Below are 24,931 nucleotides of genomic sequence, written 5' to 3' on the forward strand. Positions count from 1 at the left end.
ATGAAGAAGCCTATTCTCGCTCTTGCCCTGCTGACCGGCGTCCTGCTGCTGCAAGGCTGTGCTGCCGTGGTGGTCGGTGGCGCGGCTGGCACCGCCAAGGCGAGCGGCGATCGCCGCACCCTGGGTGCCCAGTGGGACGATCAGACCATAGAGCTGAAAGCCGCCAACCTGTTGGCCGACAACAAGCCCCTGAGCGCCGCCAGCAAGATCAGTGTCTACAGCAACAACGGCCGTGTGCTGCTGGTGGGTCAGACACCCTCTGACGCTTACAAACAGGAAGCGGGCAGAATCGTGAGCCGGATTGAAGGGGTTCGCCATGTCTACAACGAGCTGCGCCTTGGCAAACCAGTCAGTATCGGCGTGCGCAGCAATGACACCTGGATCACCTCCAAGGTGCGGGCCGACATGCTGGGCACCAAGAACTTCGATAGCGCCAAGGTGAAGGTTGTCACCGAGAATGGCGAGGTGTTCCTCATTGGGTTGGTCACCCGCCAGGAAGGGGATCAAGCCGTGGAAATCGCCCGCTACGTCAGCGGCGTTAAGCAGGTGATCAAAGCCTTCGAGTTTGCCCAGAATTGACCATCTGGCAGGATGAAAAAACGCAGCCTTCAGGCTGCGTTTTTTATTTGATGACTTTCAGAGTCGGGCGACCGCTCGGGCGCGGTGGTTCCGGCTCGGGGTCAACCGACGTGGGTGTCTGTGCCTGTTCCAGCCAGAGGTCATACCCGGGCTCCGGCGGGAACAGGGTCCCCACTCCGTTCTCTCTGGCATGGATGGCCAGTACGGCCGCCATGGGGATATAGACCTGCTGCGATACGCCACCGAAACGGGCGCTGAAGCTGACAGCGTCATTGTCCATGTGGAACTGGCCCACGGCCCGGGGGGCGATGTTCAGAACAATCTGGCCATCCTGCACGAACTGCATCGGTACCATCACATGGGGAATGTTGGCATTGACCACAAGATGGGGAGTCAGATCGTTATCCAGCAACCAGTCAAAAAACGCCCGCAGCAGATACGGGCGACTGGGTGTCATTGTCGGTTCCATGCTCATACGCCGGCACGGATCTCGCGCTCGGCCTCGGTCAGGGAAGCCTGGAAGGATTCACGCTCGAACAGGCGAACCATGTAAGCCTTCAGCTCTTTGGCGCCACGGCCGGTGAAATCGATGCCCAGGCTCGGCAGACGCCACAGCAACGGCGCCATGTAGCAGTCGACCAGACCGAACTCTTCGCTCATGAAATAGGGCATCTCGCCGAAGATGGGGGCGATGGCCAGCAGGTTGTCACGCAATTCGGCACGGGCGGCTTCGGTATCGGTGCCCGCCATGATCTTGTCGGCCAGAGAGTACCAGTCCAGCTCGATGCGGTGCATCATCAGACGGCTGTTGCCGCGCGCGACCGGATAAACCGGCATCAGGGGCGGATGCGGGAAACGCTCGTCCAGATACTCCATGATGATGCGCGAGGTGTACAACGCCAGCTCGCGATCCACCAGGGTCGGTACAGTGTTGTACGGGTTCAGCTCGGCCAGCTCGTCCGGCAGGTTGGCAGGATCAACCTGGCAGATATCCACGCTAACACCCTTCTCCGCCAGGACAATACGCACCTGATGGCTGAACATATCGTTGGCACCGGAAAACAGCGTCATTACCGAACGCTTATTGGCAGCTACAGCCATTGAACCCTCCCGTCATTAAAAAGCAGAAACGGCAATGAAGCATGTCTGTCTTCATTGCCGTGCGTCATATTACTCCGATCTGGTCGCTTAGTGAACGTCGCGCCAGAATTCCTTCTTCAACAGCACAGTGAAGATGAAGAAGATAGCGATGAATCCGAGTACCCAGAAGCCCATGCGTTCGCGCTCCTGCTGCACCGGCTCAGCCGAGTAGACCAAGAAGTTTACCAGATCCAGTACCGTCTGATCATATTCTTCGTTGTTCATTTCACCGTTGCCGTCAGATTTGATGCTGACGACTTGCTGCATCTCAACGCCATCCAGGGTGTGCGTCTTGAACTCGGCGCGGGGCGTCCCCTGCAACGGCTCCAGCACATGGGGCATACCCACGGACGGGAAGACGGCGTTGTTCACCCCGAATGGACGGGTCTCGTCCACGTAGAAGGAACGCAGATAGGTGTAGATCCAGTCTGCACCACGCACCCGGGCAACCAGGGTCAGGTCGGGGGGCGGCGCGCCGAACCAGCGAGCAGCATCCTTCTCGGACATGGCGCTCTTCATCAGATCGCCGATCTTGGCGCCGGTGAAGACCAGGTTCTCCTTCATCAGATCGTCCGGAATGCCGATGTCGGCCGCCACCCGGTTATAACGCTGGTACTGGGTGGAGTGACAGCCGGCACAGTAGTTCATGAAGGTGGCGGCCCCCCGTTGCAGGGATGCCTTGTCACTCAGATCGTACTCCGCCTTGTCGAGGGGGAAGCCACCGCCAGAGGCCAACACCAGACCAGGCAGCAGGGCCAGCACTGCAAAAATTATTCTTTTCATTTGAATGTCACCCTCTCCGGCAGCGGCTTGGTGTTCTCATTCTTGCTGTAGAAGAACAACAGGACGAAGAATCCGAAATAACCCAGAGTACAGAGCTGTGCAATCAGCGTCAGGGTCGGGGTTGATGGCAGCACGCCCAGCACCCCCAGGATAATGAAGCAGACCACGAACTGGGCGATGTTCAGCTTGTGCAGGGTGCTGCGATAACGCACCGAGCGCACCTTGCAACGATCCAGCCAGGGCAACAGGAACAGCACCACGATGGAGAGGCCCATCATGATGACCCCCAGCAGCTTGTCCGGCACCGCACGCAGGATGGCGTAGAAGGGGGTGAAGTACCAGACCGGGGCGATATGTGCCGGTGTCTTCAGGCCGTTGGCCACCTCAAAGTTCGGTTTCTCGAGGAAATAGCCCCACATGTCCGGCTTGAAGAAGATGATGGCACAGAAGAAGAACAGGAAACCGGCTACCCCGATCATGTCCTTCACGGTGAAATAGGGGTGGAACGCGACCGCATCCAGTGGCCAGCCGTTCTCGTCCTTGTGCTTCTTGATGTCGATGCCATCGGGGTTGTTGGAGCCCACCTCGTGCAGCGCCAGGATATGCATGGCCACCAGCATCACCAGTACCAGCGGCAAAGCGATGACGTGCAGCGCAAAGAAGCGGTTCAGGGTCGCACCCGAGATGACATAGTCCCCCCGGATCCACAGGGTCAGATCGTCACCGATAACGGGGATGGCACCGAACAGCGAGATGATGACCTGGGCCCCCCAGAACGACATCTGCCCCCAGGGCAGCAGGTAACCCATGAAGGCCTCGGCCATCAGCACCAGGAAGATCAGCATGCCGAAGATCCACAGCAGTTCCCGTGGCTTTTGGTAAGAGCCGTAGATCATGCCGCGGAACATGTGCAGGTAGACCACGATGAAGAAGGCGGATGCCCCGGTGGAGTGCATGTAGCGAAGCAGCCAGCCGTAATCCACATCCCGCATGATGTATTCCACGGAAGCGAAGGCACCTTCCGCCGAAGGGTTGTAGTTCATGGTCAGCCAGATGCCGGTGATGATCTGGTTGACCAGCACCAACATGGCAAGCGAGCCGAAGAAGTACCAGAAGTTCAGGTTCTTGGGCGCCGGATACTTGGCCATATGGTCGTTGTACATGGCCGTGAGCGGGAAACGATCATCGATCCAGTCCATGAGTTTGGCAAACATGGTCAGGCCTCCTTGCCATCGGCACCGACCAGAATGGTGGTGTCGCTAAGAAATTGGTATGGCGGAATGACCAGGTTCAGCGGTGCGGGGACGCCCTGGAACACTCGACCAGCCATGTCGAATTTGGAGCCATGGCAGGGGCAGAAGAAGCCGGAAGTTACCCCTTGAACCTGCTCGCCGAAGCTGTCGGGCAGATAGGAGGGGGAGCATCCCAGATGAGTGCAGATGCCAACGGCCACGAAGATTTCCGGTTTGATGGATCTGTAGCCATTGTGGGCATAGTCCGGTTGCTGTGGCTCGTCTGACGCAGGATCCCGCAGCTTGTCATCGTGCGCAGCCAGAGCATCCAGCGTCTGCTTGGTGCGCTTCACCACCCAGACCGGTTTACCACGCCACTCGACGCGGATTAGCTGACCCGGCTCCAGCTTGCTGATATCCACTTCAACCGGGGCGCCTGCCGCCTTGGCTTTGGCACTCGGATTCCATGACTTAATAAACGGCACTGCGGTAAAAGCAGCTCCTACACCGCCAACGGCAACCGTTGACCAGGTAAGAAATCTGCGGCGACCGGTATCAACTGGCGCATTGCTCATCCAAAAACTCTCCCATGTGGACTCCGCTCATTCTTATAGTGTCCCTGTTTACTTCTCCTCTCCCTCTGACAACTGCAATGGAAGCGGAGTGGCAATTGACACAGAAAGACCATGGAAATTTTAAAGAAAAGATAACAATTTGACAAGAAAGGGAGTCGATGGGCAAAAACAATAAATACACAATTTTTTGTCTTTTGTGACGTATGCTTAGCATTGTCACATGTAACATTACCAATAAAAAAAGCCTGGCAAATTGCCAGGCTTTTTTGACACTCCTGAGAGTGCGTACCAAAAGCGAATTAACGCTTGGAGTACTGCGGACGCTTACGCGCTTTGTGCAGACCGACTTTCTTACGCTCAACCTTACGGGCATCACGAGTAACAAAGCCAGCTTTACGCAGTTCGGAACGCAGGGTCTCGTCGTACTGCATCAGAGCACGAGTGATACCGTGGCGGATCGCACCAGCTTGACCGGAGATGCCACCACCGTTAACGGTGATGTACAGATCCAGTTTCTCGGTCATCTCGACCAGTTCCAGCGGCTGACGAACTACCATGCGGGCAGTCGGACGGCCGAAGTATTGCTCCAGGGAGCGCTGGTTGATTACGATTTTACCGCTACCCGCTTTGATGAATACGCGAGCAGTGGAGCTTTTGCGACGGCCGGTACCGTAGTATTGATTTTCTGCCATGTTGCCAGTTCCCGTTAGATATCCAGTACTTGAGGTTGCTGAGCAGCATGAGCGTGCTCTGCGCCTGCGTAAACTTTCAGCTTACGGAACATGGCACGGCCCAGCGGACCCTTCGGCAGCATGCCCTTGACGGCAGCTTCGATTACCATTTCCGGCTTACGCTGAATCAGCTTGTCGAAGCTGATGGACTTGATACCACCCGGGAAACCGGAGTGAGCGTGGTACATTTTGTCGGTAAATTTCTTACCGGTTACGTGTACCTTCTCAGCGTTTACAACGATGATGTAGTCACCGGTGTCAACGTGCGGAGTGTACTCGGCTTTGTGCTTACCACGCAGACGAGCAGCGATCTCGGTTGCGATACGACCCAGAGTTTTACCTTCTGCGTCCACAATGTACCAGTCACGTTTTACGGTTTCTGGCTTGGCAACGAAAGTTTTCATTAAGTTAAACCCAATTACCTGTTACAGACCCAATTGCTTATGGGGGCTCTCCCACAAACAACAAACGATGGCCTACCTGTACCCCTTCGAATACAAGTAAAGCTTAAAGTGTTGCTGTCTTATCGACAGCTGTAACGTGGGCCGGGCGATTATAAGTGAAGTTGCCTTAAATATCACCTGCTAATTTCACTGCCATGAAGCTAGCAAATGTCGCCCGGCCCTACCTGCCGCAGATGCCCATCCGACTGGCAGGCGCGGTATTGTGACTAAGGAAGGTGCACTCTGGCAAGGTATTCGTGCGATTGCATCTCCTGAAGCCGTGAAAGGCAACGCTTGAATTCGAAATTCAGCAGGCCTTCGCCATATAGCCCGGTCATGGGGACCGCCGCCGATATGATGAGCTTGACGTGCCGCTCATAAAACTCATCCACCATGGCGATGAAGCGGCGGGCCGCGTCATCCGTGCCGCTGCCCATGGGTTGCACATTGGCCAGCAGGACGGTGTGGAACTCACGGGCCAGTTCGATGTAGTCGCCCTGGGAGCGTGGAGTACAGCACAGCTGTTCAAACTCCATATAAAGCACCCCTTCCCCCACGCCCAGTGCACTCAGTTGGCGATGGTTGACTTCCAGTGCGGCGGCAGTCACCGGCCCAATCCCGGTCAACTGGCTGAAATAACGATCCAGGTTGCTCCTGGCCTGCTCATCCAACGGGAAGTGATAGATCTCTGCCTGTTCCAGGGTTCGCAGCCGGTAATCGACACCGCCATCGACATTGATCACCTCGCAGTGACGCTCGATAAGCGCGATAGCAGGCAGGAAGCGAGCACGCTGCAACCCGTTGCGGTAGAGATCCTGAGGGGGAATGTTGGATGTGGCCACCAGCACCACGCCATGGCCAAAGAGTTCCTGGAACAGAGTGCCGAGCAGCATGGCATCCGTGATATCCGAGACGAAAAACTCGTCGAAGCAGATGACGTCGGTCTCGTCGGCCAGCTTGCGGGCGATCAGCTTGAGCGGATCGGACTGACCGGTCAGCCCTTTGAGCTCGCCGTGCACACGGTGCATGAAACGGTGGAAGTGGATGCGCAGTTTGCGCTCCCCCGGCAGGCTCTCAAAAAAAGTATCCATCAGCCAGGTCTTGCCTCTGCCCACACCGCCCCACATATATAACCCCTGGACGGGGTCACGGGTTTTCGGCTTTTGCAGCCAACCTAGCAGGCCACGGGATCTGGTCGGAGTCGGGCTTGCGCACAGATCCTGATAGAGTCGCTCCAGGCGGGCGACTGCCATGGCCTGGGCCGGATCGGCCACAAAGCCGGGGCGCTGCAAATCCTGCTGATATTTTTGCTGCGGGGTCATCCTGTAAACCGCCTCCAAGTCCCTGAATGAGGGACAAAATGGTATCACGCTCTCGGGGGGCACGGTATAGTGCCAACGAGGCGTTGCGGTCCATCCGACCGCTTCAAATTCATCGTGTTAGCTGTAACAAGGAGCTTCTATGACTCTGTTTAACGGGATCCTGCTGGCGATCGCCGCCCTGATCATCGGCGTGCTGATCGGCCGCTTCTCTGTCCGTAGCCGGGATGCCGGACGCCTGGAACAGGAGCTGAAAAAAGCCCACAAGGAGCTGGAAAGCTACCAGGGGCAGATCACCACCCACTTCGCCGACAGCGCCGCCCTGATGGAGCAACTGGCCGAACAGTACCAGACCCTTTATCGCCACATGGCGGAACAGAGCAAGTTCCTGGCCAAGGTACAGGAACCACTGTTCCGCGAACCCGAAGTGGAAGAAACAGGCGATGCCGCCAACAGCGAGGAGCCGGGCCTTCCTCCCCGCGATTACGCCGGTGCGTCCGGCCTGCTCAAGCAGCCGGGCTGATCGTCGGTTGAACTAATTACGCTTTATCGTGGTCAGACCTTGACGATTGCACTGCAACTTTTTCTGGGAGCTGTTTCTCATATGCGTAAATCTCTTTCTGTATTCAGTGTCTTAGCCCTCAGTGTCGGTATCGCCATGTCCTCAGCACCGGCGCAGGCCGCACTGCCCCTGATGGCGAACAACCAGGAGATGCCGAGCCTGGCCCCCGTCCTCGAGCAGGTGACCCCTGCCGTGGTAAACATCTCCGTCTCTGGCAAGAAGATCACCCGCCAGCGCCTGCCGGAACAATTCCGCTTCTTCTTCGGCCCCAACATGCCTGACGAGCAGGTGAGCGAGCAGCCCTTCCAGGCGCTTGGTTCCGGCGTCATCATCGATGCCAAGAAAGGCTACGTGATCACCAACGCCCACGTGGTCCACGAGGCGGACGAGATCAAAGTCAACCTGAAGGATGGCCGTGAGTATGCAGCCAAGAAAATAGGGGAAGACAAACAGTCGGATATCGCCCTGCTGCAAATCAAGGCCGAGGATCTGGTGCAGATCAAGTTCGCCGACTCCGACGAGCTGAGAGTCGGTGACTACGCGCTGGCCATCGGCAACCCGTTCGGCCTGGGCCAGACCGTCACCTCCGGCATTGTCAGCGCCCTGGGTCGCAGCGGCCTCAACATCGAAAATCTGGAGAACTTCATCCAGACCGATGCGGCCATCAACTCCGGCAACTCGGGCGGCGCCCTGCTCAACCTGCGCGGGGAGCTGATCGGCATCAACACCGCCATCCTGGGCCCCAACGGCGGCAACATCGGCATCGGCTTTGCCATCCCGTCCAACATGGTACGCGATCTCTCCGAGCAGATCGTGAAATACGGCGAAGTGCGCCGTGGCCAGTTGGGGATTACCGGCACCGAACTCACCAGCGAAATCGCCAAGACCTTCGGCTACAACAAGAAGGACGGTGCCTTCGTCAACCAGGTCATGCCTGACTCCGCCGCCGCCAAGGCAGGCATCAAGGCAGGCGACATCATCATCAGCATCGATGGCAAGCCCATCCGATCCTTCGGCGAGCTGCGTGCCAAAATCGCCACCATGGGGGCCGACAAGCAGGTCTCGCTCGGCCTCATTCGTGACGGCAAGGAGCAGACCGTCAAGGTCACCCTGAAGAAGGCGGATGACAGCGAGATCCTGGCCAGCGCCCTGCATCCTGCCCTGGAAGGGGCCAAGCTGAGCACCATCACGGACCCCGTGTCCGGCGTGGCCGTCTCCGACATCGATCCGCGCTCACCGGCAGCCGCCTCCGGCCTGCAGAAGGGTGACATCATCATCGGAGTCAACCGCCAGCGCATCAACTCCATGGGTGAACTGACCAAGGTGTTGAAAAACAAGCCGGAAGTCCTGGCGCTGAACATCCAGCGCGGCGACTCCTCGCTCTATTTGGTGATCCGTTAAGCCCCTCACACCCGCGGCAACCGCCGCGGGTGATTTTTATCCATCGATAATGTTATTCTCTGCCCGCAGCCTGTACGGACGAGAATGACATGAAAATCCCACCACTGATCAGCTACTTGGGCAAGTCCGTCGGCTTTGGCCTCGCCATGGCTGCGCTTTTGTTGCTGGTGTTCCCCGATTTTCGCGGAGGCACTCCCCTGCCGGGCCTCATCACCAACGCCCGCGAGCTGAGCTTCTCCTACGCGGCCCATCGCGCCGGCCCTGCCGTCGTCAACATCTACACCCGCAGCTTCGCCGGCAATCGCGGTGAAAAAGCCGAACTCAGACCCCAGGGGCTGGGGTCCGGCGTCATCATGAACCAGCGCGGCCACGTGCTCACCAACTATCACGTCATCGCCGATGCGGACCAGATCATCGTCGCCCTGCAAGATGGTCGGGTATTCAGTGCAGAGCTGGTCGGCACCGACAAACTGACCGATCTGGCCGTGCTCTACATCGAATCGGACAACCTGCCGGTGATCCCGCAGGACCCGGATCGTCTGCCGGACGTGGGAGACGTGGTGCTCGCCATCGGCAACCCCTACAACGTCGGCCAGACCATCACCCAGGGTATCATCAGCGCCACCGGGCGTATCGGCCTCTCCAGCATGGGGCCGGACAGCAACGGCCGGCAGGATCTGCTACAGACCGATGCCGCCATCAACGAGGGCAACTCTGGAGGCGCCCTGGTCAATGGCCGTGGCGATCTGGTGGGCATCAATACCGCCGCCTACCACCTCAACGGCAATCAGGAGAGCTATGGCATCAGTTTTGCCATCCCCTACAAGCTGGCCAAGCGCATCATGGACGAGCTGATCGCCAACGGTCGGGTCATCCGCGGCTACCTCGGCATCTCCAGCGTCGAGATCAATCCTATCGTCGCGCGCATGCTGAACCTGGGGGACTTGCAGGGGTTGGTGGTGGAGAGCCTGGATCCCAATGGCCCAGCCACCAAGGCCGGTCTCAAACGTGGGGATGTGCTGCTCAAGATCAACGGAGAGGCCATCACCGGCGTGCGTCCCGTCATGGACAAGATCGTCGAGAGCCGCCCCGGCACCAAGCTCACCATCTCGGTGATCCGCAACGGCAAGCCGCTGGACGTCGATGTCATCATCGAAGAGGACCTGCGCTACCAGAATCAGACCCTGCCGACCAGCAGTGCGGCACCCGCCACCTGAGAGGCGGATCCTCGCAGGGCCCGACAGGGCCCTTTTTTGTGCCCGCTTTCCTCCGGCCCCGCTTGTGCGTGAGACAGCTCACACATTGCACCAATAAACGATCGGGCGAAGGCGCCGTCAAAACCCGCCACCGATCACACTCCCTTGCCGCCAGTCCGCTCCTTTCCTCTTCTTGATCGCCAAAAGGGCTTCTTTTGATGCCTTTCCCTCCGGATTTCCACTTCGAATCGGAAAAAACCTGCCTCCTCCCGCACTCTCCTCCGCTTTATGGTGATCCCATCTTTTCTGCCAGCCTGGAGAGCAGACCTTGAACACCGACACCCATGACGCCCCCCTGACCCCGGACAGCCCGGCACTGCTGCGCAAGACCGACCTGACCCTGGCCCGCATTCACAACCTGCTGGCGGATCAGGGCATACGCCCCAACGATGTGCAGCAGCAGATGCTGGCCTCCCACGTCAAGGCCATGGTGTGGCGCTCCTACAGCGGGGAATCCCTGCCGGAAGTCGACCTCAGCCTGTTCGAGGAGATCTCCCCCCTCTCCCTGCGCCTGGCAGAGCAGGTCGTTGCCTGGCTCGACCGCCTCGCCTACGAGGAGGCACACCTCTTGTCCGTCCATTTTGAAGTGGCCAAAGAAAACGAACTCAGCTCAGTAAAAGGAGAACGTTAAATGACTGCCATCAAACTCGTGATTGGAGATCGTCTCGGCAAGGGTCAGAAAGTGGGGGCAGGCGCAGAAGCCGCCGGCGCCACCGTGACCGTCATCCCCGGCATGGCCGCCGACATGAAACTCGGTGATGTGATGAACAAGGAGCAGGCCGACCTTGGCATCTCCTTCTGCGGCAGCGGTGGCGCGGGCGCCATCACGGCCCAGACCAAGTACGGCTACAAGTGCCGCTACGGCATGCGATCCATCGAAGAGGGTGTCACCGCCATCAACGAGGGGGGCGTGGTACTGGGCTTCGGCTTCATGGACAAGGAAGAGCTGGGCCAGAAGCTGATCGAAGCCTTCGCCAAGAAACACGGACGCGCCTGATGAAAGAGCACTTCACCACCCGGATCACGGTCAACGGCAAGGGGGCGACTCGCCAGCAGGCGTTCGCCGCCGCCCTCAGCCAGGTGCAACCCAGCCTGCTCAAGGAGAGCCCCAAGGTGATGCTGCGCATCGAACCCCTCGAGGTCGAGGTGCTCGAGGCCGAGGAGTCGGTACGGGTGGAGAAGTTCCTGTTCTTCTTCCTGCCACGCCAGCGCCACGAGTTCCGGGTCCGGCTGGCGATCACCGTCAAGGTCACCAGCCTGGATGTCGACAAGGTGGATTTCACCCGGGCCTGACCCCACAACCAAAAGGACAAGTTGGATGTTTCTAATCATTTTGATGAAGTCACTCATCATCGGCGGCCTGGTAGGCGTCGGGGTGGGGGCTGGCGCGGCGCGGATGTTCCACGCCCCGACCGTGCAGGGAATGGGCGCGTTCCGTACCCTGGGCGAGCTCAACTCCTGCGAAGGGGACCCCGCTTCCCACTTCTCGTTCGGTCTGGGCTTCTTCTTTAACGCCTGGGCCTCCACTGTGGCAGCCGGCGCCTTCACTCAGGACGTGGATCACCGCATCCTGCCGAACTGGGGTGCAGCGGCCCTGATGATCAAGAACCGGGATCTCGCCACCACCCTCCATGACCCGAAGAAGATGGCCATCGCCTGCGGCATCATTGGTGCCATCGTGGTCGCCTTCCTCAACAGCACGGCCGCCGCCGTGCCAGCCGCCCTGCAGGTCACCGCGGTCAAGGTGCTGGTGCCCGCCGCCAACCTGCTGGTCAACACCGTCATGCCGGTGATCTTCTGGCTGGCCGCCATCGAGGCAGGCAAGAAGTCCGGCTTCTGGGCCACCATCTTCGGCGGTCTGGCCCAGCTCATCATGGGCAACGCGGTACCAGGCCTGGTGCTTGGCATCCTGATCGGCAAGGGGGTGGAAGAGAGCGGCTGGAACCACGTCACCAAGGTGATGATGAGTGCCATCGTCCTGCTGTTCGTGCTGAGCGGCTTCTTCCGCGGCTTTGATATGAAACTCATTGAATCCTTCCACCTGGGCGTTCCCCTGTGGCTGGAAAACGTCCACAACCTCATGAGCGGCAAATAAGGAAGCACACCATGGATGAGAAACTGAGAAACAACTTCTGGTATGCCGACTGGTCCTTCCCCATCTTTGTCGGTCTGCTCTCTTCCGGCGTCTTCGCCGGTACCCACATGTTCTACCTCTACGGGGTCGGCGCCTTCAACGAGGTGGCCTTCGTTGCCATGCTCAAGGCCGGCATGGACACGGGGGCCTATGGTGCAGTCGCCGCCTTCGGTGCCAGCTTCCTGTTCGCCCGCATCATCGAGGGCTCCCTAGTGGGCATCCTCGACATCGGCGGCGCCATCCAGACCGGAGTCGGCCTCGGCGTGCCCGCCCTGCTGCTGGGGGCCGGCATCATCTATCCGGTGGAAAACTTCACCGCTTCCCTGATCACCGGCATGGGGATTGGGATGGCCATCGGCTACGTGATCATCCTGGCGCGCAAGTTCACCATCAACCAGAGCAACTCCACCTACGGGGCGGACGTCATGATGGGGGCTGGCAACAGCTCCGGCCGCTTCCTCGGTCCCCTCATCATCCTCTCCGCCATGGGCGCCTCCATTCCCATCGGGATAGGCTCCCTGCTGGGTGCCCTGCTGTTCTACATCTGGGAGAAGCCCATCACGGGCGGCGCCATTCTGGGGGCCATGCTGTTCGGGACCGTCTTCCCCATCGCCCTGGCTTAATCCAAGGCCGTCTCTTGGGCGGCATTCAAGAACCTGTTTGCGCGCTGTCGCGAAAGGTCGTCAGCAAGGTGAAGAGCAGCGCAGGGGCCGGAGCGTATGGATAGACGTGAGAACTCCTGGTTACAACTACGCGAGCAGCACATGAGCCTTGGAAGCGGCCTCGCAGTAAGAGCACAAGCAGGTTCCAAGAGGGATATCAGCATGTACGACATGATCATCAGGGCGGGACGCCTGGGAAACGGGCAGCTTGTCGACGTCGCCATCAAGCATGGCAAGATAGCGGCGCTGGGTTCGCTGCCAGAGAGCACGGAGGCGAAGCAAACCCTCACTCTGGGCGGGCAGGTCCATGTGAGCGCCGGCTGGATTGACGGCCACACCCACTGCTACCCCGCCTCTCCCATCTATCACGATGAGCCGGACAAGGTGGGCGTGGAATCCGGTGTCACCACCGTCATCGACGCCGGCAGCACCGGAGCCGACGATGTGGACGACTTCCAGCGCATAGCCGCCACCTGCAAGACCCGGGTGCACGCTCTGCTCAACATCTCCCGCATCGGCCTGCTGCGCCAGAACGAGCTGGCGGATCCGGCAGACATCGATCCCGCCCTCGCCCAGGCGGCCATCCGGCGCCATCCCGGCTTCATCGTCGGCATCAAGGCACGCATGAGCGGCAGCGTGGTGGGTGAGAACGGTCTGCAGCCCCTGCGCATGGCCAAGCAGATCCAGCAGGCCAATGGCAACTTGCCACTGATGGTGCACGTGGGCAACACGCCGCCGGATCTGGACGAGATCGTCGCCCTGCTGGGGGATGGCGATCTGCTGACCCACTGCTTCAACGGCAAGCCCAACCGCATCCTGACCCCTGCGGGTGAACTGCGCCAGGCGGTGCGCGAGGCGATGCGGCGGGGACTCTTGCTCGACATCGGCCATGGCGGTGCCAGCTTCAGCTTCGAGGTGGCAGAGCTGGCCATTGCCCAGGGCATCCTGCCCCACACCATCAGTTCAGACATCTACTGCAAGAACCGCATCAAGGGGCCCGTCTACAGCCTTGCCCACGTGATGTCGAAGTTCTTCGCCATCGGCATGACTCTGGAGCAGGTACTCGCCTGCGTCACTCACCAGGCCGCCGATGCCCTGCGCCTGCCCGGTAAGGGGCGACTCGAGGTGGGCGCCGATGCAGACATCACCCTGTTCCAGGTGAGCTGCGGCCCCATTCTCTTTACCGATACCGAGGCCGGCACCCGCAACGGTGACCGGCAACTGCTCCCTCTCGCCGCCCTGGTGGGCGGCGAACTGGTTCTGACTCACTACGGGAAATCACACCATGCCTTCTGTGTATGAGAAATACCGGCTCAAACCGGTGATCAACGCCTCCGGGCGCATGACCATCCTCGGCGTCTCCACCCCCGAGCAGGAGGTGGTCGATGCGGTCAACTTCGGCCTCGGCCACTACTTCGAGGTGAAGGATCTGGTCAACAAGACCGGCGCCTACCTGGCCGATCTGCTGGGCGTTGAAGATGCGGTTGTGGTCTCCTGCGCCAGCGCCGGCATCGCCCAGTCGGTGGCCGCCGTGATCGTGCGCGGCGACCCCTATCGCCTCGAGCAGTTGCATGCTCATGCCCACGACGTGCCGAGCGACATCGTGCTGCCCAAGGGCCACAACGTGAACTTTGGTGCCCCCGTCGGCACCATGGTCAACCTGGGGGGCGGCAGGGTGATGGAGGCAGGCTACGCCAACGAGTGCTCACCCGCCCAGCTGGCCGCTGCCATCAATGCCAATACCGCCGCCATCCTCTACATCAAGTCCCACCACTGCGTGCAGAAGAGCATTCTGTCGGTGACCGAGGCGGCCGAGGTGGCCAAGGCCCACGGGATCCCGCTCATCGTCGATGCAGCGGCCGAAGAGGATCTGCGTCTCTACTACAACCAGGGTGCGGATCTGGTCATCTACAGCGGCGCCAAGGCCATCGAAGGGCCCACCAGCGGCCTGGTGCTCGGCAGACGTCAGTATGTGGAGTGGGTCAAGCAGCAGGCTGGCGGCATAGGCCGCGCCATGAAGGTGGGCAAGGAGGGGATCCTCGGCCTGACCCACGCCATCGAGCGCTACCTGGCCAAAGAGAAGGAGAGCGGCACCGCCATGGTCGCCAAGATGACCCCCTTCATCGAGCGCCTCAATCAGCTGCCCGGCGTCACCGCCAAAGTGGTGTGGGACAGCGCGGGGCGCGACATCGCCCGCACCGACATCGCCTTCGACCACCAGCAGATCCGCATGACCACGGTGGAAGTGGTCTCCCGTCTGCAACAGGGTACCCCCGCCATCTACTGCCGCGGCTACAAGGCCAACGAGGGGCACATCGAGATAGACGTGCGCAGCGTCACCCTGCCCCAGCTCGACCAGATCCACTCCGCCATTGCCCACCTCGTTCAGGAGAACAACTGATGTCTCTTACCCCCAATTACTACAGCGATCGGGTCTGCCTCAACGTGCTGGCAGGTTCCAAAGAGAATGCCGTCGACATTTATGAGGCCGCCGAGGGCCACGTCCTGGTCGGTGTGCTCTCCAAGAACTACCCGGACATCCCCTCTGCCGTCGCCGACATGCAGGCCTACGCCAAACTTATCGACAACGCCCTCTCCATCGGGCTGGGAGCAGGTGATCCGCGCCAGTCCGCCATGGTGGCCGAGCTGGCCCGCCAGTTGCAGCCTCAGCATGTCAATCAGGTGTTCACCGGGGTCGGGGCCAGCCGGGCGCTGCTCGGTCAAGCTGACACCCTCGTCAATGGCCTTGTCTCCCCCACCGGCCCCCCCGGCATGGTGAAGATCTCCACCGGCCCCCTCAGCGCGCAGCAGGCTGACGGCATCGTCCCCATCGATACCGCCATTGCCCTGCTCAAGGACATGGGCGGCAGCTCGGTCAAGTTCTTCCCCATGGGGGGACTCGCCTGCCGCACCGAGTATCAGGCAGTGGCCGAGGCCTGTGCCCGCCACGGCTTCTGGCTGGAGCCCACCGGCGGCATCGATCTTGAGAACTTCGAGGAGATAGTGCGGATCGCGCTGGAGGCAGGAGTCGAGAAGGTGATCCCCCACGTCTACAGCTCCATCATCGACAGTGTCAGTGGCCAGACCCGGCCGGAGGATGTGCGTACCCTCCTCGCCATGGTGAAGGCACTGCTGGCATAACAATCCCACAGGCACCGGTCCGATCACTGGGCGGTGCCTGGCTTGTTAATGACCCCCTTGTTAACATCGACCCACCATGCGCGACAGGAGTCCTCACCCCCTCATGACCAAGCTGCCCCACCCCAGACTCCAGCAACTGCTCGCCCTGCTTCACGCCGAGCCTCTGCCACAGGAGGAGCTGGCCCGCCGTCTCAATGTTTCCACCCGCACGGTGCGTACCGACGTGGCGACCCTGAACGAGCTCATTGCCACCCGGGGCGCCCACCTGATCCATCAGCGGGGCAGCGGTTACCAGCTCAAGATCTACAATCAGGGACTGTTCGATGCGCTGCTGGCCGCCCAGGGGCAGGAGAGCCCTCTGCCTCGCACCAGCCGCGAGCGGGTGCTGCACCTCCAGGTCTTGCTGCTGACGGCGGAACAGGGGATCAAACTCGACGAGCTGGCGGACACTTGGTATCTAAGCCGGGCGGCTTTGCAAGGGGACATGACGGAGGTGCGGGAGCGGCTCGCCCACTTCGGGCTCACCATCGACAGCAAACCCAGAGTGGGGATGCGCATTGCGGGAAGCGAGATGGCGATCCGCGCCTGCCTCACCCAACTGCTCTGCCAGGAGCTGCTGCACCAGCATCCGCTCCAGAGCCTGTTGCCCACCCTCTGCCCCAGCAAGACGCTGGAGGTAGTGGGCAACCACATTCACGAGCAACTCGGTCGCCATCAGCTGCGCCTGGCCGACGAGAGCCTGCAGCAAGTCACCGTCTACTGTGCCGTCGCCCTGCTTCGCCAGGCGTCTGGCCACGAGTTGCGCCAGTTTGCCAGCGACGACATCACCCCGCCCCTGGCAGTGGTGGCCCGCGACATCTATGCCGAGCTGCCAACCCTGACGTCACCGGGGCAGGAAGAGATCGCCTGTCTCGCCATCCAGATCCAGGCTCGCCTCACTGCAGAGACGCCCCTGCTCAGCCCGGCCATGGCGGCCGAGAGCGAGCAGCTGACTACGCACCTGCTGGGTTACATCCACCACCACTACCCCTATGACCTGCGCGGCGACCCGCAATTGCGAGCCGACCTGCAGACCCATATCGGCGCCATGCTGCTGCGGGTCAAATACCAGATTGGCAGCCACAATCCCCTGGCGGACCACATCAAGCAGTATTACCCCCTCGCCTACGACATCACCCTGGCGGCCATCTCTGAGTGGATCAGGCAGACCCCCTACCGGTTGACCCACCACGAGATCGGCTACCTGGTGATCCACATCGGGGTCGGCCTGGAGCGCCACTACGACATCGGTTACACCCGGCGCCCCCAGGCGCTGCTGCTGTGCGATGCGGGCAACGCCACCTTCCGGGTGCTGGAAGCACGCATCCGGCGGGAATACCCCCAACTGCAGCTGACCACGCTGGAGTCGGTGCGGGACTATGAGGGACTGGTACGAGTCGAGCAGGATTTCGTCATCAGCACCCTCAAGGTGAGCGAGAAGAATGCTCCCGTGGTGCAGGTCTCCCCCTTCCCGACCCAGTACCAGCTGGAGCAGCTCGGCAAGCTGGTGCTCGTCGATCGCACCCGTCCCTATCTGCTCGACAAGTATTTCGATGCCGACCACTTCATGGTGCTTGATGAACCAATCAGCCAGGGGGCGCTGTTTGATCGCATCTGCAGCCAGCTTGAGGCGGAGGATCTGGTGCATAGCGGATTCCGGGGATCCTTGCAGGAGCGGGAGCAGATCGTCTCAACCATGCTGGGGGACGGCATCGCTCTGCCCCACTCCCTCGGCCTGCTGGCGCGCCGCACCCTGGTCTATACCGTGCTGGCCTCCCAAGGGATCGATTGGGGCAACGGCGAGAGCGCTACCCTCATCTTCGTGCTGGCCATCGCCAAGGCGGATTATGAGGAGGCCATGGGACTTTATGATCTGTTTCTGGCACTGATGAACGAAAAAGCCAGCAGAAGTCTGCTGGCTTGTCGGGATTTTGCCGCTTTCAAGGCGCTGGCTCGCAGCGCACCTTGAGCACACCGAGGCGTATTACTCCTCATTGAAGCCCGAGGTGAACAGCGCCACCACGGCGGCCAGGGCCTCTACCTCTTCGGGACCCTCCACCTGCACCTCCACCTGTTTGCCCTGGGCGGAGTCCAGCATCAGCAGGCCGATCACGCTGTCCGCGTCGGCCTCGACCCCCTCTTCATTGCGCAGCAACACGTGGGCATCGAACCCCTGCACCAGCTCGAACAGCATCATGGCCGGTCGGGCGTGAATGCCTAACTTGTTTTTGACTTCTACTGAGGCGGAAACGGTCATCTGAGCATCCTGTGGATCTGTCAGGCGGGGTTTGAACGCTTGTCCAACGTACGATGGCGGATCTGCACGTTCTTGCCAAGCAACCGGAATGCGCTGGCCAGCCGCTCGGCGATGAACACCGAGCGGTGCTGTCCGCCGGTACAGCCGATCCCGACGGTCACATAGCTGCGATTGTTGCGCTCCAGGTGGGGCAACCAGGTCCCCAGCATGTTCTCGATCTGCTGGATGAACAGCATGACATCCGGCTGGCTGGAGAGGTAGTTGGCCACGGGCTCATCCTTGCCAGTGAAGGGCTTGAGCTCCGGGATCCAGTGCGGGTTGGGCAGGAAACGGGCGTCGAACACGAAGTCCGCATCCTTGGGAATGCCGTACTTGAAGCCGAATGACTCGAACACCAGCACCAGCTCGTTCTCTTTCTTGCCGAGCACCCGGGTTTTGATGAGCTCGCTGAGATCGTGAATGCTGAGGTTGGTGGTGTCGATGCGCAGGTCGGCGGTCGAGGAGAGCGGTGCCAGCAGGTGGGTCTCTTCCCGGATCGCCTCGTCCAGCGAAAGCTTGTTGCGGGACAGAGGGTGCAGACGGCGGCTCTCACCGTAGCGTTTGAGCAGGGTCGCGTTGTCCGCATCGAAGAAGAAGCTCGAAAACTTGACTCGCCCCTCGTTGCGCACCTGGCTCAGCAGGTTCTCCAGCCTGTCTGCCTGGGCAGGCAGGTTGCGCACGTCGATGCTGACAGCCAGCTTGTCATACTGGCTCTCCACCGACACGATCAACTGGGGCAGCAGGTTGACCGGCAGGTTGTCCACGCAGTAGTACCCGAGATCCTCGAGCACCCTCAGGGCCACCGTCTTGCCGGAGCCCGAACGACCGCTTACTACTATTAACTGCATCTTGTCCCCTCACGCCAACGTGGCTGTGTCAGACCCGGCCTCAGGCCGACGTCATGATCTGATAGAGTTCTTCGTCGCTGGTCGCCTGGCGCAGCTGGCGGCAGACGGCCTTGTCACCCAGTTTGGATGCCATCAGGGAAAGAGTCTTGAGGTGCTGCTTGCACTCGCTTTCCGGCACCAGCAATGCAAAGAGCAGGTCAACCGGTTGATTGTCGATAGAATCGAAAGGGATGGGCTCGGAGAAGGTCATCAACACGGCGGTCGGCGCGAAGGCGTCGTCAATCCGGCCGTGGGGGATGGCGATACCGGCTCCGATCCCGGTACTGCCCATCTTTTCTCGCGCCAGCAGGCTTTCAAACAGGACCTGGCGGGAAGCGCCGAGGCGCTCTGCGGCCAGTTCACTGATGATCTCGAGCGCGCGTTTCTTGCTGGTACAAGGGACCGCACTCTTGGTGCAGTCCCGACTCAGTATGTGTTCAAGTTGCATAGTTATTTTTGATTTAACTTATCTTTGTGCTTGATGATCTGCCGATCCAGTTTATCCAGCAGGGTATCAATCGCCGCATACATGTCGGCATGCTGCGAATTGGCGAACACCTCTCCCCCGCTGACATGCAGCTTGGCTTCGGCGATCTGGTTCAGTTTTTCGACGCTCAACACCACGTGTACGTTGTTGATATGGTCAAAGTGACGCTCGAGTTTGGCAAATTTGTTGTTCACATAATCACGCAGAGCTTCGGTAATCTCGACATGGTGTCCGGTCAGGTTAATTTGCATAACGTCTTCCTTTTGTTTGCCTAAACCAGGCGTTTGCGCTGATTGGATGGCGGGATCAACAAGGATTCACGGTACTTTGCGATCGTGCGTCTCGCCACCATAATACCCTGTTCGGCCAGCAAATCCGCGATCTTGCTATCACTAAGCGGCTTGGCGGGGTTTTCCGCCGTCACCAGCTTCTTGATCAGGGCGCGAATAGCGGTCGATGAGCACTCTCCTCCTCCCTCCGTATTGACGTGACTGGAGAAAAAAAACTTCAGTTCAAAAATGCCGCGGGGCGTATGCATGTACTTCTGGGTCGTGACCCGTGAAATGGTCGACTCATGCATCTCCACCGCTTCCGCGATGTCGTTGAGTACCATGGGTTTCATGGCCTCTTCGCCGTACTCGAAAAAGCCCTGCTGCTGCTCGACGATGCAGCTGGCCACCTTGAGCAGGGTGTCGTTACGACTCTCCAGGCTCTTGATGAACCACTTGGCCTCCTGCAAATGAGAACGGATGAACTGGGTATCCGTGCTGCTGCGGGCATTGCGCGCCATGGCCGCATAGGCCTCGTTGACACGGATGCGCGGAGCAGAGTCCGGATTGAGTTCAACCACCCACTTGCTGCCCTTCTTGACCACGGACACATCCGGGATCACGTACTGGGATTCACTCTGGATGATACCGTTGCCGGGTCTGGGCTCCAGTTGCTGGATGAGATCCAGCACCTCCTTGAGATCGCTCTCCTTGAGGCGGGTCTTGCGAGCCAGGGTGCGGTAGTCGCGATTGCCGAGCAGGTCCATGTGTTCGCGGATCACCTCTCTGGCTTCATCGAGCCAGGGCAGGTCTGGCGAATACTGGCCGAGCTGGATCAGCAGACACTCTTGCACCGAACGGGCGGCGATGCCGACCGGATCGAAATGCTGCACCCGCTTGAGCACGGCTTCGATCTCATCCAGTTCGACTTCTACCTCCTCGCTGCTGACTGCAGCCTGAATATCCTCGAGGGTGGCAGTCAGATACCCGGATTCGTCGATGGCATCGATGATGGCAAGGGCGATGGCAGCATCCACATCACTGAACGGGGTGAGCCGCATCTGCCACAGCAGGTAGTCCTGCAGGTTCTCGGTGGTCTCCCCCTGATAGACGCTGTCTTCCCCGTCATGGATGGGACCTGCGCTCTGGGCCGTACCGGCCGAGTAGACCTCGTCCCAGGTGGTGTCCACCGGCAGTTCATCCGGCATGCTCTCCTGGGCCATGGCATCGCTGGAGTCGAGTTGACTGGCGTCCTGTGTCTCTGCCTGACTGGTTTCCTGCGCCTCGTTCTCCTCTTGCTCCAGCAAGGGGTTGTTGTCGAGCGCTTGCTGAATTTCCTGCTGGAGTTCCAGGGTGGAGAGCTGGAGCAGACGAATCGCTTGTTGTAATTGTGGCGTCATGGTCAGGGACTGACCGAGACGCAACTGTAATGTCGGCTTCATCTACGTCGGGATATCCTTATGTTCAGCGAGGCAGTCACCTAACAAAAATGAGGGGTGCCCCCTTACTATAGACTGAATTGATCGCCCAAATAGACGCGCTTGACCTGCTCATCGGCGAGGATATCGGCCGGTGCGCCCTCGGCAATCATCTTGCCGTGGCTGACGATGTAGGCCTTCTCGCACACATCCAGCGTCTCTCTGACGTTGTGGTCCGTAATCAGCACACCCAACCCGCGTTCTTTCAGATGCTGGATGATCTTTTTGATATCGATGACTGAAATAGGATCAACACCTGCGAAAGGCTCATCGAGCAGAATGAATCTCGGCTCTGCCGCCAGCGCCCGGGCGATTTCCACCCGGCGCCGCTCCCCACCCGAGAGGCTCTGGCCCAGGCTGTCACGGATATGGGTGATATTGAACTCTTCCAGCAACTGTTCGACCTTATCCTCCCGCTCTTCGCGGCTCAACCCCTTGCGGGTCTGCATGACCCCCATCAAGTTGTCGAACACCGACAGGCGCCGGAAGATGGAGGCCTCCTGGGGCAGATAGCCGATGCCATTGCGGGCACGGATATGCATGGGCTGCAGGCTGATGTCCTGCTCGTCGATGGTGATGAGGCCGGCATCCCGCTGCACCAGGCCCACGATCATGTAGAAGGAGGTCGTCTTGCCCGCGCCGTTCGGGCCGAGCAGGCCCACGATCTGGCCCGTTCCCACCTCCAGGCTCACATCGCTGACCACCATGCGGCGCTTGTAGCTCTTTTGCAGACCCGTTGCTTTTAACACTGCCATGGCTGTTGTTTCCTACTTCTTCTGATCGGCGGGTTTGTCAAAGTTCTCCACCTGATCCGGCAGGAACACCGTCTTGACGCGCTGGGTGGGCCCCTTGCTCTCGGCAATCATCTTCTGCTTGACGATGTCGTAGCGAATGAGATCGCCGGTCACCTGGCTGTCTTCCTGCTTGAGCTGGCCATTGCCGGTGATGGTCACCAACCGGTTCTTAAGCTCGTAGCGGATGCTGTTGCCATGGGCATTGACCGGTTTGCCGTTGTCCAGCACCTGGAAGAAGGTGGCTGGGTTGCCATACGCGGTCATGACCTCGGCGCCCTTGTCGCCGGAGCGGATCACCACCACCTTGTCGGCCTTAATCTTGATAGTGCCCTGGGTGATGATGACATCCTCGCTGAAGGTGATGCGGTTGTCCTGCATCTCGGCCACCTGCTTGACCGCATCCACATAGACCTTCTCGGCAAAGTCGGACTCTTTGGCATTCAGGGAACCGCACAGCAACAGGGCCGTGAGGGCCAGATTAACGTTTTTCATTGAAATAAGTGGCATGGCCTTTATCCAGTAACTCGAAATATTTACGTTCCAGGTGACCCTTGAGGCCAACGCCCTCGGTCTGGAACTCCTGGCCCACAATGCTGATGTGCTGGTTGCTTCTCATCCCCTGCGTCACCAGATCCAGCTCCAGATAGGAGGTATCCAGCGTGGAGATGAAGGAAGCGGGCAGCAGACCGTCCAGATGTACCTTGTCACGGAGGATCACATTGTCATCGGTGTTGAGCACCCCGGTTTCGGCCGTCAGCTTCCATTCGGCCGCGCCCTTGTCATCGAACATGTAGACCACCGGCTTGGTGAAAGTGGCCTGCTCGAGCACCTGGTAGTACTCCGCATATTCGGATTCCAGCCGCTCGGTGCGCTTGCCCTGCTCGTTGAAACGGGTCGTCACCAACTCTCTGGCGGTGAAGTCCGGTTGAAAATTTTCCGTCTTGGTGGTCGGCTCGGGGACCAGCTCGATCTCCCCCAGCTGCCAGGCCGCCAGCGTTGCCAGAAACAGCAGGCCGAACAGCACAGTCTGTTTGCTCATCGCGACGCCTCGGGTTGATAGTCAGCCAATCCCTGGGCCTGCAAGATCAGGTCGCACACCTCGCGCACGGCCCCGACGCCACCGCCAAGCCGCGTCACCAGATCCGCCTTCGTCAGCACAAGCGGATGGGCGTCGGCAACGGCGATACCCAGGCCGCAAGCCTGCATCACCGGCAAATCGATGGTGTCATCTCCCATATAGGCGGCTTGCGATGCATCCAGCCCGAGCTTGGTCAGCAAGGCCTCGAAGTGGGGCAGCTTTTTGTCTGCCCCCTGCACCAGATGCTGGACTCCCAGACTCTTCATGCGATCGCTGACGATGCGGGAGGTTCGCCCCGTGATGATGGCAATCTCGATGCCCGCATTGAGCAGGGCACGCATGCCGGCACCGTCACGGGTGCAGAAAGTCTTCAGCTCTTCGCCGTTATTGCCCATATAGATGAGGCCGTTGGAGAGCACCCCATCCACATCGCACACCAGCAGGCGGATCTGCGCCGCCTTCTCGTACTGGCTGCGCGTCACCGGACCATAGAGGGTCGGTACGTCTTGCATCAAATTACTCCGGCTTTCAGCAGGTCATGCATGTTGAAGGCACCCAGCGGGTGTCTCTCCCCATCCACGACCAACAACCCGTTGATTTTCCTGGTTTCCATCAGCTTGACGGCCTCGGCCGCCATCATCTCAGGCCCTACGGTAACACAGTTCACCGTCATGACGCGGCTGATGGGGGTGTGATGGATGTCCACCTGCAGGTCCAGAATGCGGCGCAGGTCACCATCGGTGAACAGACCGGCAAGCAGCCCTTGATCGTCCACCACCGCCGTCATGCCGAGCCCCTTGCGACTCACTTCCAGCAGCGCCTGGCTGATGGTGGCATCTATCCCCACCTTGGGCAACAACTCGCCGCCGTGCATCAGATCGCCCACTCGCAGCAGCAACCGCTTGCCGAGGGACCCGCCCGGATGCGACAGCGCAAAGTCATCGGCGGTGAAGCCACGGGCCTCCAGCAGGGCCACGGCCAGCGCGTCCCCCATCACCAGGGTAGCGGTAGTGCTGGATGTCGGGGCCAGACCGAGGGGGCAGGCCTCTTTCTCCACCTTGATGCACAGGTGCACGTTGGCCTCTTTCGCCATGGTGGAAGCCGGATTGCCTGTCATGCAGATGAGTGGAATGCCGCGGCGCTTGAGCACCGGCAGCAGGGCCAGGATCTCGTCGCTCTCGCCGGAGTTGGAAATGGCGATGATGAGATCCCCGGCTGAGATCATGCCGAGATCCCCGTGGCTGGCCTCGCCCGGGTGCAGGAAAAAGGCGGGCGTCCCCGTGCTGGCCAGGGTCGCGGCAATCTTGTTGCCGATATGACCCGACTTGCCCATGCCGGTCACCACTATCTTGCCGCCACAGCGCAGCACCATCTCGCAGGCGCGCTCGAACGCCTCGTCAAGGTACTGGTAGAGTCCATCAATGGCTTGTTTTTCTATGTCCAGCACCGCTCGGGCGCTGCGACGGAAATCGAACAATTCAGACACTTTTTCAGGCTTTACAGACATAAAGGCACAGCTCCGGGCCGAAATTTGCTGCGGGATTATAAAAAAGTCTGCCGAGATAAGCGAATCGGATGCGGAATGGGCGGTCATTGACGCAGGTTGTTACATAAAACTGTCGCGTACTTGGGGGGGAAACCCGCT

31 protein-coding genes are annotated in these 24,931 nt (G+C 60.0%); 13 read left to right on the forward strand and 18 right to left on the reverse strand.

Annotation, left to right across the window (positions count from 1 at the left end):
* On the forward strand, nucleotides 1–579 hold the full coding sequence (gene dolP, locus C3F36_RS08145; protein WP_104454877.1) for a division/outer membrane stress-associated lipid-binding lipoprotein: 579 nt from the start codon (nucleotides 1–3) through the stop codon (nucleotides 577–579).
* 43 nt (nucleotides 580–622) lie between these two features.
* On the opposite strand, the gene C3F36_RS08150 is transcribed toward dolP, so the two are convergent.
* The 8 genes from C3F36_RS08150 to zapE all read right to left on the reverse strand — a co-directional run bounded on the left by C3F36_RS08150 (nucleotide 623) and on the right by zapE (nucleotide 6,805).
* Nucleotides 623–1,054 carry a ClpXP protease specificity-enhancing factor gene (locus C3F36_RS08150; RefSeq protein ID WP_029314842.1) on the reverse strand — a complete coding sequence of 144 codons (432 nt, stop codon included), beginning with the start codon at nucleotides 1,052–1,054 and terminating at the stop codon, nucleotides 623–625.
* Nucleotides 1,051–1,680 (reverse strand): stringent starvation protein SspA, encoded by a 630-nt coding sequence (gene sspA, locus C3F36_RS08155; protein WP_039040485.1) that lies wholly within the window; start codon nucleotides 1,678–1,680, stop codon nucleotides 1,051–1,053. The genes C3F36_RS08150 and sspA overlap by 4 nt, the downstream gene beginning before the upstream one ends.
* 87 nt (nucleotides 1,681–1,767) lie before the next feature.
* Nucleotides 1,768–2,502, reverse strand: coding sequence for a cytochrome c1 (locus C3F36_RS08160; protein WP_104454878.1), 735 nt, complete (start codon nucleotides 2,500–2,502; stop codon nucleotides 1,768–1,770).
* Nucleotides 2,499–3,716 carry a cytochrome b gene (locus tag C3F36_RS08165; RefSeq protein ID WP_104454879.1) on the reverse strand — a complete coding sequence of 406 codons (1,218 nt, stop codon included), beginning with the start codon at nucleotides 3,714–3,716 and terminating at the stop codon, nucleotides 2,499–2,501. Before C3F36_RS08165 ends, C3F36_RS08160 begins: the two co-directional genes overlap by 4 nt.
* A gap of 2 nt (nucleotides 3,717–3,718) precedes the next feature.
* The gene (gene petA, locus C3F36_RS08170) at nucleotides 3,719–4,309 is read right to left on the reverse strand and encodes a ubiquinol-cytochrome c reductase iron-sulfur subunit (protein ID WP_010675854.1); all 591 of its coding nucleotides are present in this window, start codon (nucleotides 4,307–4,309) and stop codon (nucleotides 3,719–3,721) included.
* A 299-nt stretch (nucleotides 4,310–4,608) separates the two neighbouring features.
* Nucleotides 4,609–5,001, reverse strand: a complete 393-nt coding sequence (rpsI, locus tag C3F36_RS08175) for a 30S ribosomal protein S9 (RefSeq protein WP_005336286.1) — start codon at nucleotides 4,999–5,001, stop codon at nucleotides 4,609–4,611.
* A gap of 14 nt (nucleotides 5,002–5,015) precedes the next feature.
* Nucleotides 5,016–5,444 (reverse strand): 50S ribosomal protein L13, encoded by a 429-nt coding sequence (gene rplM / locus C3F36_RS08180; RefSeq protein WP_005336289.1) that lies wholly within the window; start codon nucleotides 5,442–5,444, stop codon nucleotides 5,016–5,018.
* 266 nt (nucleotides 5,445–5,710) lie between these two features.
* Complete coding sequence (gene zapE, locus C3F36_RS08185; RefSeq protein ID WP_104454880.1) at nucleotides 5,711–6,805, reverse strand: cell division protein ZapE; 1,095 nt, start codon at nucleotides 6,803–6,805, stop codon at nucleotides 5,711–5,713.
* Between the two features lie 139 nt (nucleotides 6,806–6,944).
* On the opposite strand from zapE, the gene C3F36_RS08190 reads away from it, so the two are divergent.
* The 12 genes from C3F36_RS08190 (at nucleotide 6,945) to C3F36_RS08245 (ending at nucleotide 17,966) form a co-directional block, all read left to right on the forward strand.
* Nucleotides 6,945–7,325: a YhcB family protein gene (locus C3F36_RS08190; protein ID WP_010675856.1), complete on the forward strand. Its 381-nt coding sequence runs from the start codon at nucleotides 6,945–6,947 to the stop codon at nucleotides 7,323–7,325.
* An 81-nt stretch (nucleotides 7,326–7,406) separates the two neighbouring features.
* Entirely contained in the window at nucleotides 7,407–8,765 is a 1,359-nt protein-coding gene (locus tag C3F36_RS08195; protein WP_103858102.1) for a Do family serine endopeptidase, read from the forward strand.
* 89 nt (nucleotides 8,766–8,854) lie between these two features.
* Nucleotides 8,855–9,982: an outer membrane-stress sensor serine endopeptidase DegS gene (gene degS / locus C3F36_RS08200; RefSeq protein ID WP_103858103.1), complete on the forward strand. Its 1,128-nt coding sequence runs from the start codon at nucleotides 8,855–8,857 to the stop codon at nucleotides 9,980–9,982.
* A gap of 307 nt (nucleotides 9,983–10,289) precedes the next feature.
* Nucleotides 10,290–10,652 carry a transcriptional regulator gene (locus C3F36_RS08205; protein ID WP_104454881.1) on the forward strand — a complete coding sequence of 121 codons (363 nt, stop codon included), beginning with the start codon at nucleotides 10,290–10,292 and terminating at the stop codon, nucleotides 10,650–10,652.
* On the forward strand, nucleotides 10,653–11,018 hold the full coding sequence (locus C3F36_RS08210; protein ID WP_104454882.1) for an SFCGS family glycine-rich protein: 366 nt from the start codon (nucleotides 10,653–10,655) through the stop codon (nucleotides 11,016–11,018).
* Nucleotides 11,018–11,314 carry a DUF4312 family protein gene (locus tag C3F36_RS08215; protein ID WP_041211841.1) on the forward strand — a complete coding sequence of 99 codons (297 nt, stop codon included), beginning with the start codon at nucleotides 11,018–11,020 and terminating at the stop codon, nucleotides 11,312–11,314. The genes C3F36_RS08210 and C3F36_RS08215 overlap by 1 nt, the downstream gene beginning before the upstream one ends.
* A 25-nt stretch (nucleotides 11,315–11,339) precedes the next feature.
* On the forward strand, nucleotides 11,340–12,116 hold the full coding sequence (locus tag C3F36_RS08220; protein ID WP_010675862.1) for a DUF4311 domain-containing protein: 777 nt from the start codon (nucleotides 11,340–11,342) through the stop codon (nucleotides 12,114–12,116).
* 11 nt (nucleotides 12,117–12,127) lie between these two features.
* Nucleotides 12,128–12,778, forward strand: coding sequence for a DUF4310 family protein (locus tag C3F36_RS08225; protein WP_010675863.1), 651 nt, complete (start codon nucleotides 12,128–12,130; stop codon nucleotides 12,776–12,778).
* Nucleotides 12,779–12,979: 201 nt separating this feature from the next.
* Entirely contained in the window at nucleotides 12,980–14,119 is a 1,140-nt protein-coding gene (locus C3F36_RS08230; protein WP_104454883.1) for an amidohydrolase/deacetylase family metallohydrolase, read from the forward strand.
* Nucleotides 14,103–15,218: a DgaE family pyridoxal phosphate-dependent ammonia lyase gene (locus C3F36_RS08235; RefSeq protein ID WP_104454884.1), complete on the forward strand. Its 1,116-nt coding sequence runs from the start codon at nucleotides 14,103–14,105 to the stop codon at nucleotides 15,216–15,218. Before C3F36_RS08230 ends, C3F36_RS08235 begins: the two co-directional genes overlap by 17 nt.
* Nucleotides 15,218–15,958 (forward strand): 2-dehydro-3-deoxy-phosphogluconate aldolase, encoded by a 741-nt coding sequence (gene dagF / locus C3F36_RS08240; RefSeq protein WP_104454885.1) that lies wholly within the window; start codon nucleotides 15,218–15,220, stop codon nucleotides 15,956–15,958. The genes C3F36_RS08235 and dagF overlap by 1 nt, the downstream gene beginning before the upstream one ends.
* Before the next feature lie 103 nt (nucleotides 15,959–16,061).
* Nucleotides 16,062–17,966, forward strand: coding sequence for a BglG family transcription antiterminator (locus tag C3F36_RS08245; RefSeq protein ID WP_104454886.1), 1,905 nt, complete (start codon nucleotides 16,062–16,064; stop codon nucleotides 17,964–17,966).
* A 15-nt stretch (nucleotides 17,967–17,981) separates the two neighbouring features.
* On the opposite strand, the gene npr is transcribed toward C3F36_RS08245, so the two are convergent.
* The 10 genes from npr to C3F36_RS08295 form a co-directional block, all read right to left on the reverse strand.
* Nucleotides 17,982–18,254 carry a PTS phosphocarrier protein NPr gene (gene npr / locus C3F36_RS08250; RefSeq protein WP_010675868.1) on the reverse strand — a complete coding sequence of 91 codons (273 nt, stop codon included), beginning with the start codon at nucleotides 18,252–18,254 and terminating at the stop codon, nucleotides 17,982–17,984.
* A 20-nt stretch (nucleotides 18,255–18,274) separates the two neighbouring features.
* Entirely contained in the window at nucleotides 18,275–19,141 is an 867-nt protein-coding gene (rapZ, locus tag C3F36_RS08255; protein ID WP_010675869.1) for an RNase adapter RapZ, read from the reverse strand.
* A 40-nt stretch (nucleotides 19,142–19,181) separates the two neighbouring features.
* A complete protein-coding gene (ptsN, locus tag C3F36_RS08260; protein ID WP_010675870.1) occupies nucleotides 19,182–19,628 on the reverse strand; it encodes a PTS IIA-like nitrogen regulatory protein PtsN in 447 nt (148 codons plus the stop codon).
* Between the two features lie 2 nt (nucleotides 19,629–19,630).
* Nucleotides 19,631–19,918, reverse strand: coding sequence for a ribosome hibernation promoting factor (gene hpf, locus C3F36_RS08265; protein WP_005305957.1), 288 nt, complete (start codon nucleotides 19,916–19,918; stop codon nucleotides 19,631–19,633).
* Nucleotides 19,919–19,938: 20 nt separating this feature from the next.
* A complete protein-coding gene (locus tag C3F36_RS08270; RefSeq protein WP_041211850.1) occupies nucleotides 19,939–21,378 on the reverse strand; it encodes an RNA polymerase factor sigma-54 in 1,440 nt (479 codons plus the stop codon).
* A gap of 65 nt (nucleotides 21,379–21,443) precedes the next feature.
* Entirely contained in the window at nucleotides 21,444–22,169 is a 726-nt protein-coding gene (gene lptB / locus C3F36_RS08275) for an LPS export ABC transporter ATP-binding protein (RefSeq protein WP_010675872.1), read from the reverse strand.
* Between the two features lie 12 nt (nucleotides 22,170–22,181).
* Nucleotides 22,182–22,700: a lipopolysaccharide transport periplasmic protein LptA gene (gene lptA / locus C3F36_RS08280; protein ID WP_010675873.1), complete on the reverse strand. Its 519-nt coding sequence runs from the start codon at nucleotides 22,698–22,700 to the stop codon at nucleotides 22,182–22,184.
* Nucleotides 22,687–23,247 (reverse strand): LPS export ABC transporter periplasmic protein LptC, encoded by a 561-nt coding sequence (gene lptC, locus C3F36_RS08285; RefSeq protein WP_104454887.1) that lies wholly within the window; start codon nucleotides 23,245–23,247, stop codon nucleotides 22,687–22,689. The genes lptA and lptC overlap by 14 nt, the downstream gene beginning before the upstream one ends.
* Complete coding sequence (gene kdsC, locus C3F36_RS08290) at nucleotides 23,244–23,798, reverse strand: 3-deoxy-manno-octulosonate-8-phosphatase KdsC (protein WP_104454888.1); 555 nt, start codon at nucleotides 23,796–23,798, stop codon at nucleotides 23,244–23,246. Before kdsC ends, lptC begins: the two co-directional genes overlap by 4 nt.
* Nucleotides 23,798–24,793: a KpsF/GutQ family sugar-phosphate isomerase gene (locus C3F36_RS08295; protein ID WP_042880205.1), complete on the reverse strand. Its 996-nt coding sequence runs from the start codon at nucleotides 24,791–24,793 to the stop codon at nucleotides 23,798–23,800. Before C3F36_RS08295 ends, kdsC begins: the two co-directional genes overlap by 1 nt.
* Nucleotides 24,794–24,931 lie beyond the last annotated feature (138 nt).

The sequence above is a fragment of the Aeromonas sp. ASNIH2 genome (genome assembly GCF_002934795.1).
Classification (GTDB): Bacteria; Pseudomonadota; Gammaproteobacteria; order Enterobacterales; family Aeromonadaceae; genus Aeromonas; species Aeromonas caviae.

Excerpts from the sequence above, each read along its gene's own strand:
- hpf (WP_005305957.1), bottom strand. The coding sequence starts at position 19,918 with ATGCAAATTAACCTGACCGGACACCATGTCGAGATTACCGAAGCTCTG.
- C3F36_RS08150 (WP_029314842.1), bottom strand. The coding sequence starts at position 1,054 with ATGAGCATGGAACCGACAATGACACCCAGTCGCCCGTATCTGCTGCGG.
- C3F36_RS08210 (WP_104454882.1), top strand. The coding sequence starts at position 10,653 with ATGACTGCCATCAAACTCGTGATTGGAGATCGTCTCGGCAAGGGTCAG.
- lptC (WP_104454887.1), bottom strand. The coding sequence starts at position 23,247 with ATGAGCAAACAGACTGTGCTGTTCGGCCTGCTGTTTCTGGCAACGCTG.
- rpsI (WP_005336286.1), bottom strand. The coding sequence starts at position 5,001 with ATGGCAGAAAATCAATACTACGGTACCGGCCGTCGCAAAAGCTCCACT.
- petA (WP_010675854.1), bottom strand. The coding sequence starts at position 4,309 with ATGAGCAATGCGCCAGTTGATACCGGTCGCCGCAGATTTCTTACCTGG.
- rapZ (WP_010675869.1), bottom strand. The coding sequence starts at position 19,141 with ATGCAGTTAATAGTAGTAAGCGGTCGTTCGGGCTCCGGCAAGACGGTG.
- C3F36_RS08295 (WP_042880205.1), bottom strand. The coding sequence starts at position 24,793 with ATGTCTGTAAAGCCTGAAAAAGTGTCTGAATTGTTCGATTTCCGTCGC.
- C3F36_RS08245 (WP_104454886.1), top strand. The coding sequence starts at position 16,062 with ATGACCAAGCTGCCCCACCCCAGACTCCAGCAACTGCTCGCCCTGCTT.
- sspA (WP_039040485.1), bottom strand. The coding sequence starts at position 1,680 with ATGGCTGTAGCTGCCAATAAGCGTTCGGTAATGACGCTGTTTTCCGGT.
- lptA (WP_010675873.1), bottom strand. The coding sequence starts at position 22,700 with ATGAAAAACGTTAATCTGGCCCTCACGGCCCTGTTGCTGTGCGGTTCC.
- kdsC (WP_104454888.1), bottom strand. The coding sequence starts at position 23,798 with ATGCAAGACGTACCGACCCTCTATGGTCCGGTGACGCGCAGCCAGTAC.
- dolP (WP_104454877.1), top strand. The coding sequence starts at position 1 with ATGAAGAAGCCTATTCTCGCTCTTGCCCTGCTGACCGGCGTCCTGCTG.
- C3F36_RS08220 (WP_010675862.1), top strand. The coding sequence starts at position 11,340 with ATGTTTCTAATCATTTTGATGAAGTCACTCATCATCGGCGGCCTGGTA.
- rplM (WP_005336289.1), bottom strand. The coding sequence starts at position 5,444 with ATGAAAACTTTCGTTGCCAAGCCAGAAACCGTAAAACGTGACTGGTAC.
- C3F36_RS08165 (WP_104454879.1), bottom strand. The coding sequence starts at position 3,716 with ATGTTTGCCAAACTCATGGACTGGATCGATGATCGTTTCCCGCTCACG.
- C3F36_RS08230 (WP_104454883.1), top strand. The coding sequence starts at position 12,980 with ATGTACGACATGATCATCAGGGCGGGACGCCTGGGAAACGGGCAGCTT.
- C3F36_RS08235 (WP_104454884.1), top strand. The coding sequence starts at position 14,103 with ATGCCTTCTGTGTATGAGAAATACCGGCTCAAACCGGTGATCAACGCC.
- npr (WP_010675868.1), bottom strand. The coding sequence starts at position 18,254 with ATGACCGTTTCCGCCTCAGTAGAAGTCAAAAACAAGTTAGGCATTCAC.
- ptsN (WP_010675870.1), bottom strand. The coding sequence starts at position 19,628 with ATGCAACTTGAACACATACTGAGTCGGGACTGCACCAAGAGTGCGGTC.
- C3F36_RS08215 (WP_041211841.1), top strand. The coding sequence starts at position 11,018 with ATGAAAGAGCACTTCACCACCCGGATCACGGTCAACGGCAAGGGGGCG.
- C3F36_RS08190 (WP_010675856.1), top strand. The coding sequence starts at position 6,945 with ATGACTCTGTTTAACGGGATCCTGCTGGCGATCGCCGCCCTGATCATC.
- dagF (WP_104454885.1), top strand. The coding sequence starts at position 15,218 with ATGTCTCTTACCCCCAATTACTACAGCGATCGGGTCTGCCTCAACGTG.
- lptB (WP_010675872.1), bottom strand. The coding sequence starts at position 22,169 with ATGGCAGTGTTAAAAGCAACGGGTCTGCAAAAGAGCTACAAGCGCCGC.
- degS (WP_103858103.1), top strand. The coding sequence starts at position 8,855 with ATGAAAATCCCACCACTGATCAGCTACTTGGGCAAGTCCGTCGGCTTT.
- C3F36_RS08195 (WP_103858102.1), top strand. The coding sequence starts at position 7,407 with ATGCGTAAATCTCTTTCTGTATTCAGTGTCTTAGCCCTCAGTGTCGGT.
- zapE (WP_104454880.1), bottom strand. The coding sequence starts at position 6,805 with ATGACCCCGCAGCAAAAATATCAGCAGGATTTGCAGCGCCCCGGCTTT.
- C3F36_RS08270 (WP_041211850.1), bottom strand. The coding sequence starts at position 21,378 with ATGAAGCCGACATTACAGTTGCGTCTCGGTCAGTCCCTGACCATGACG.
- C3F36_RS08160 (WP_104454878.1), bottom strand. The coding sequence starts at position 2,502 with ATGAAAAGAATAATTTTTGCAGTGCTGGCCCTGCTGCCTGGTCTGGTG.
- C3F36_RS08225 (WP_010675863.1), top strand. The coding sequence starts at position 12,128 with ATGGATGAGAAACTGAGAAACAACTTCTGGTATGCCGACTGGTCCTTC.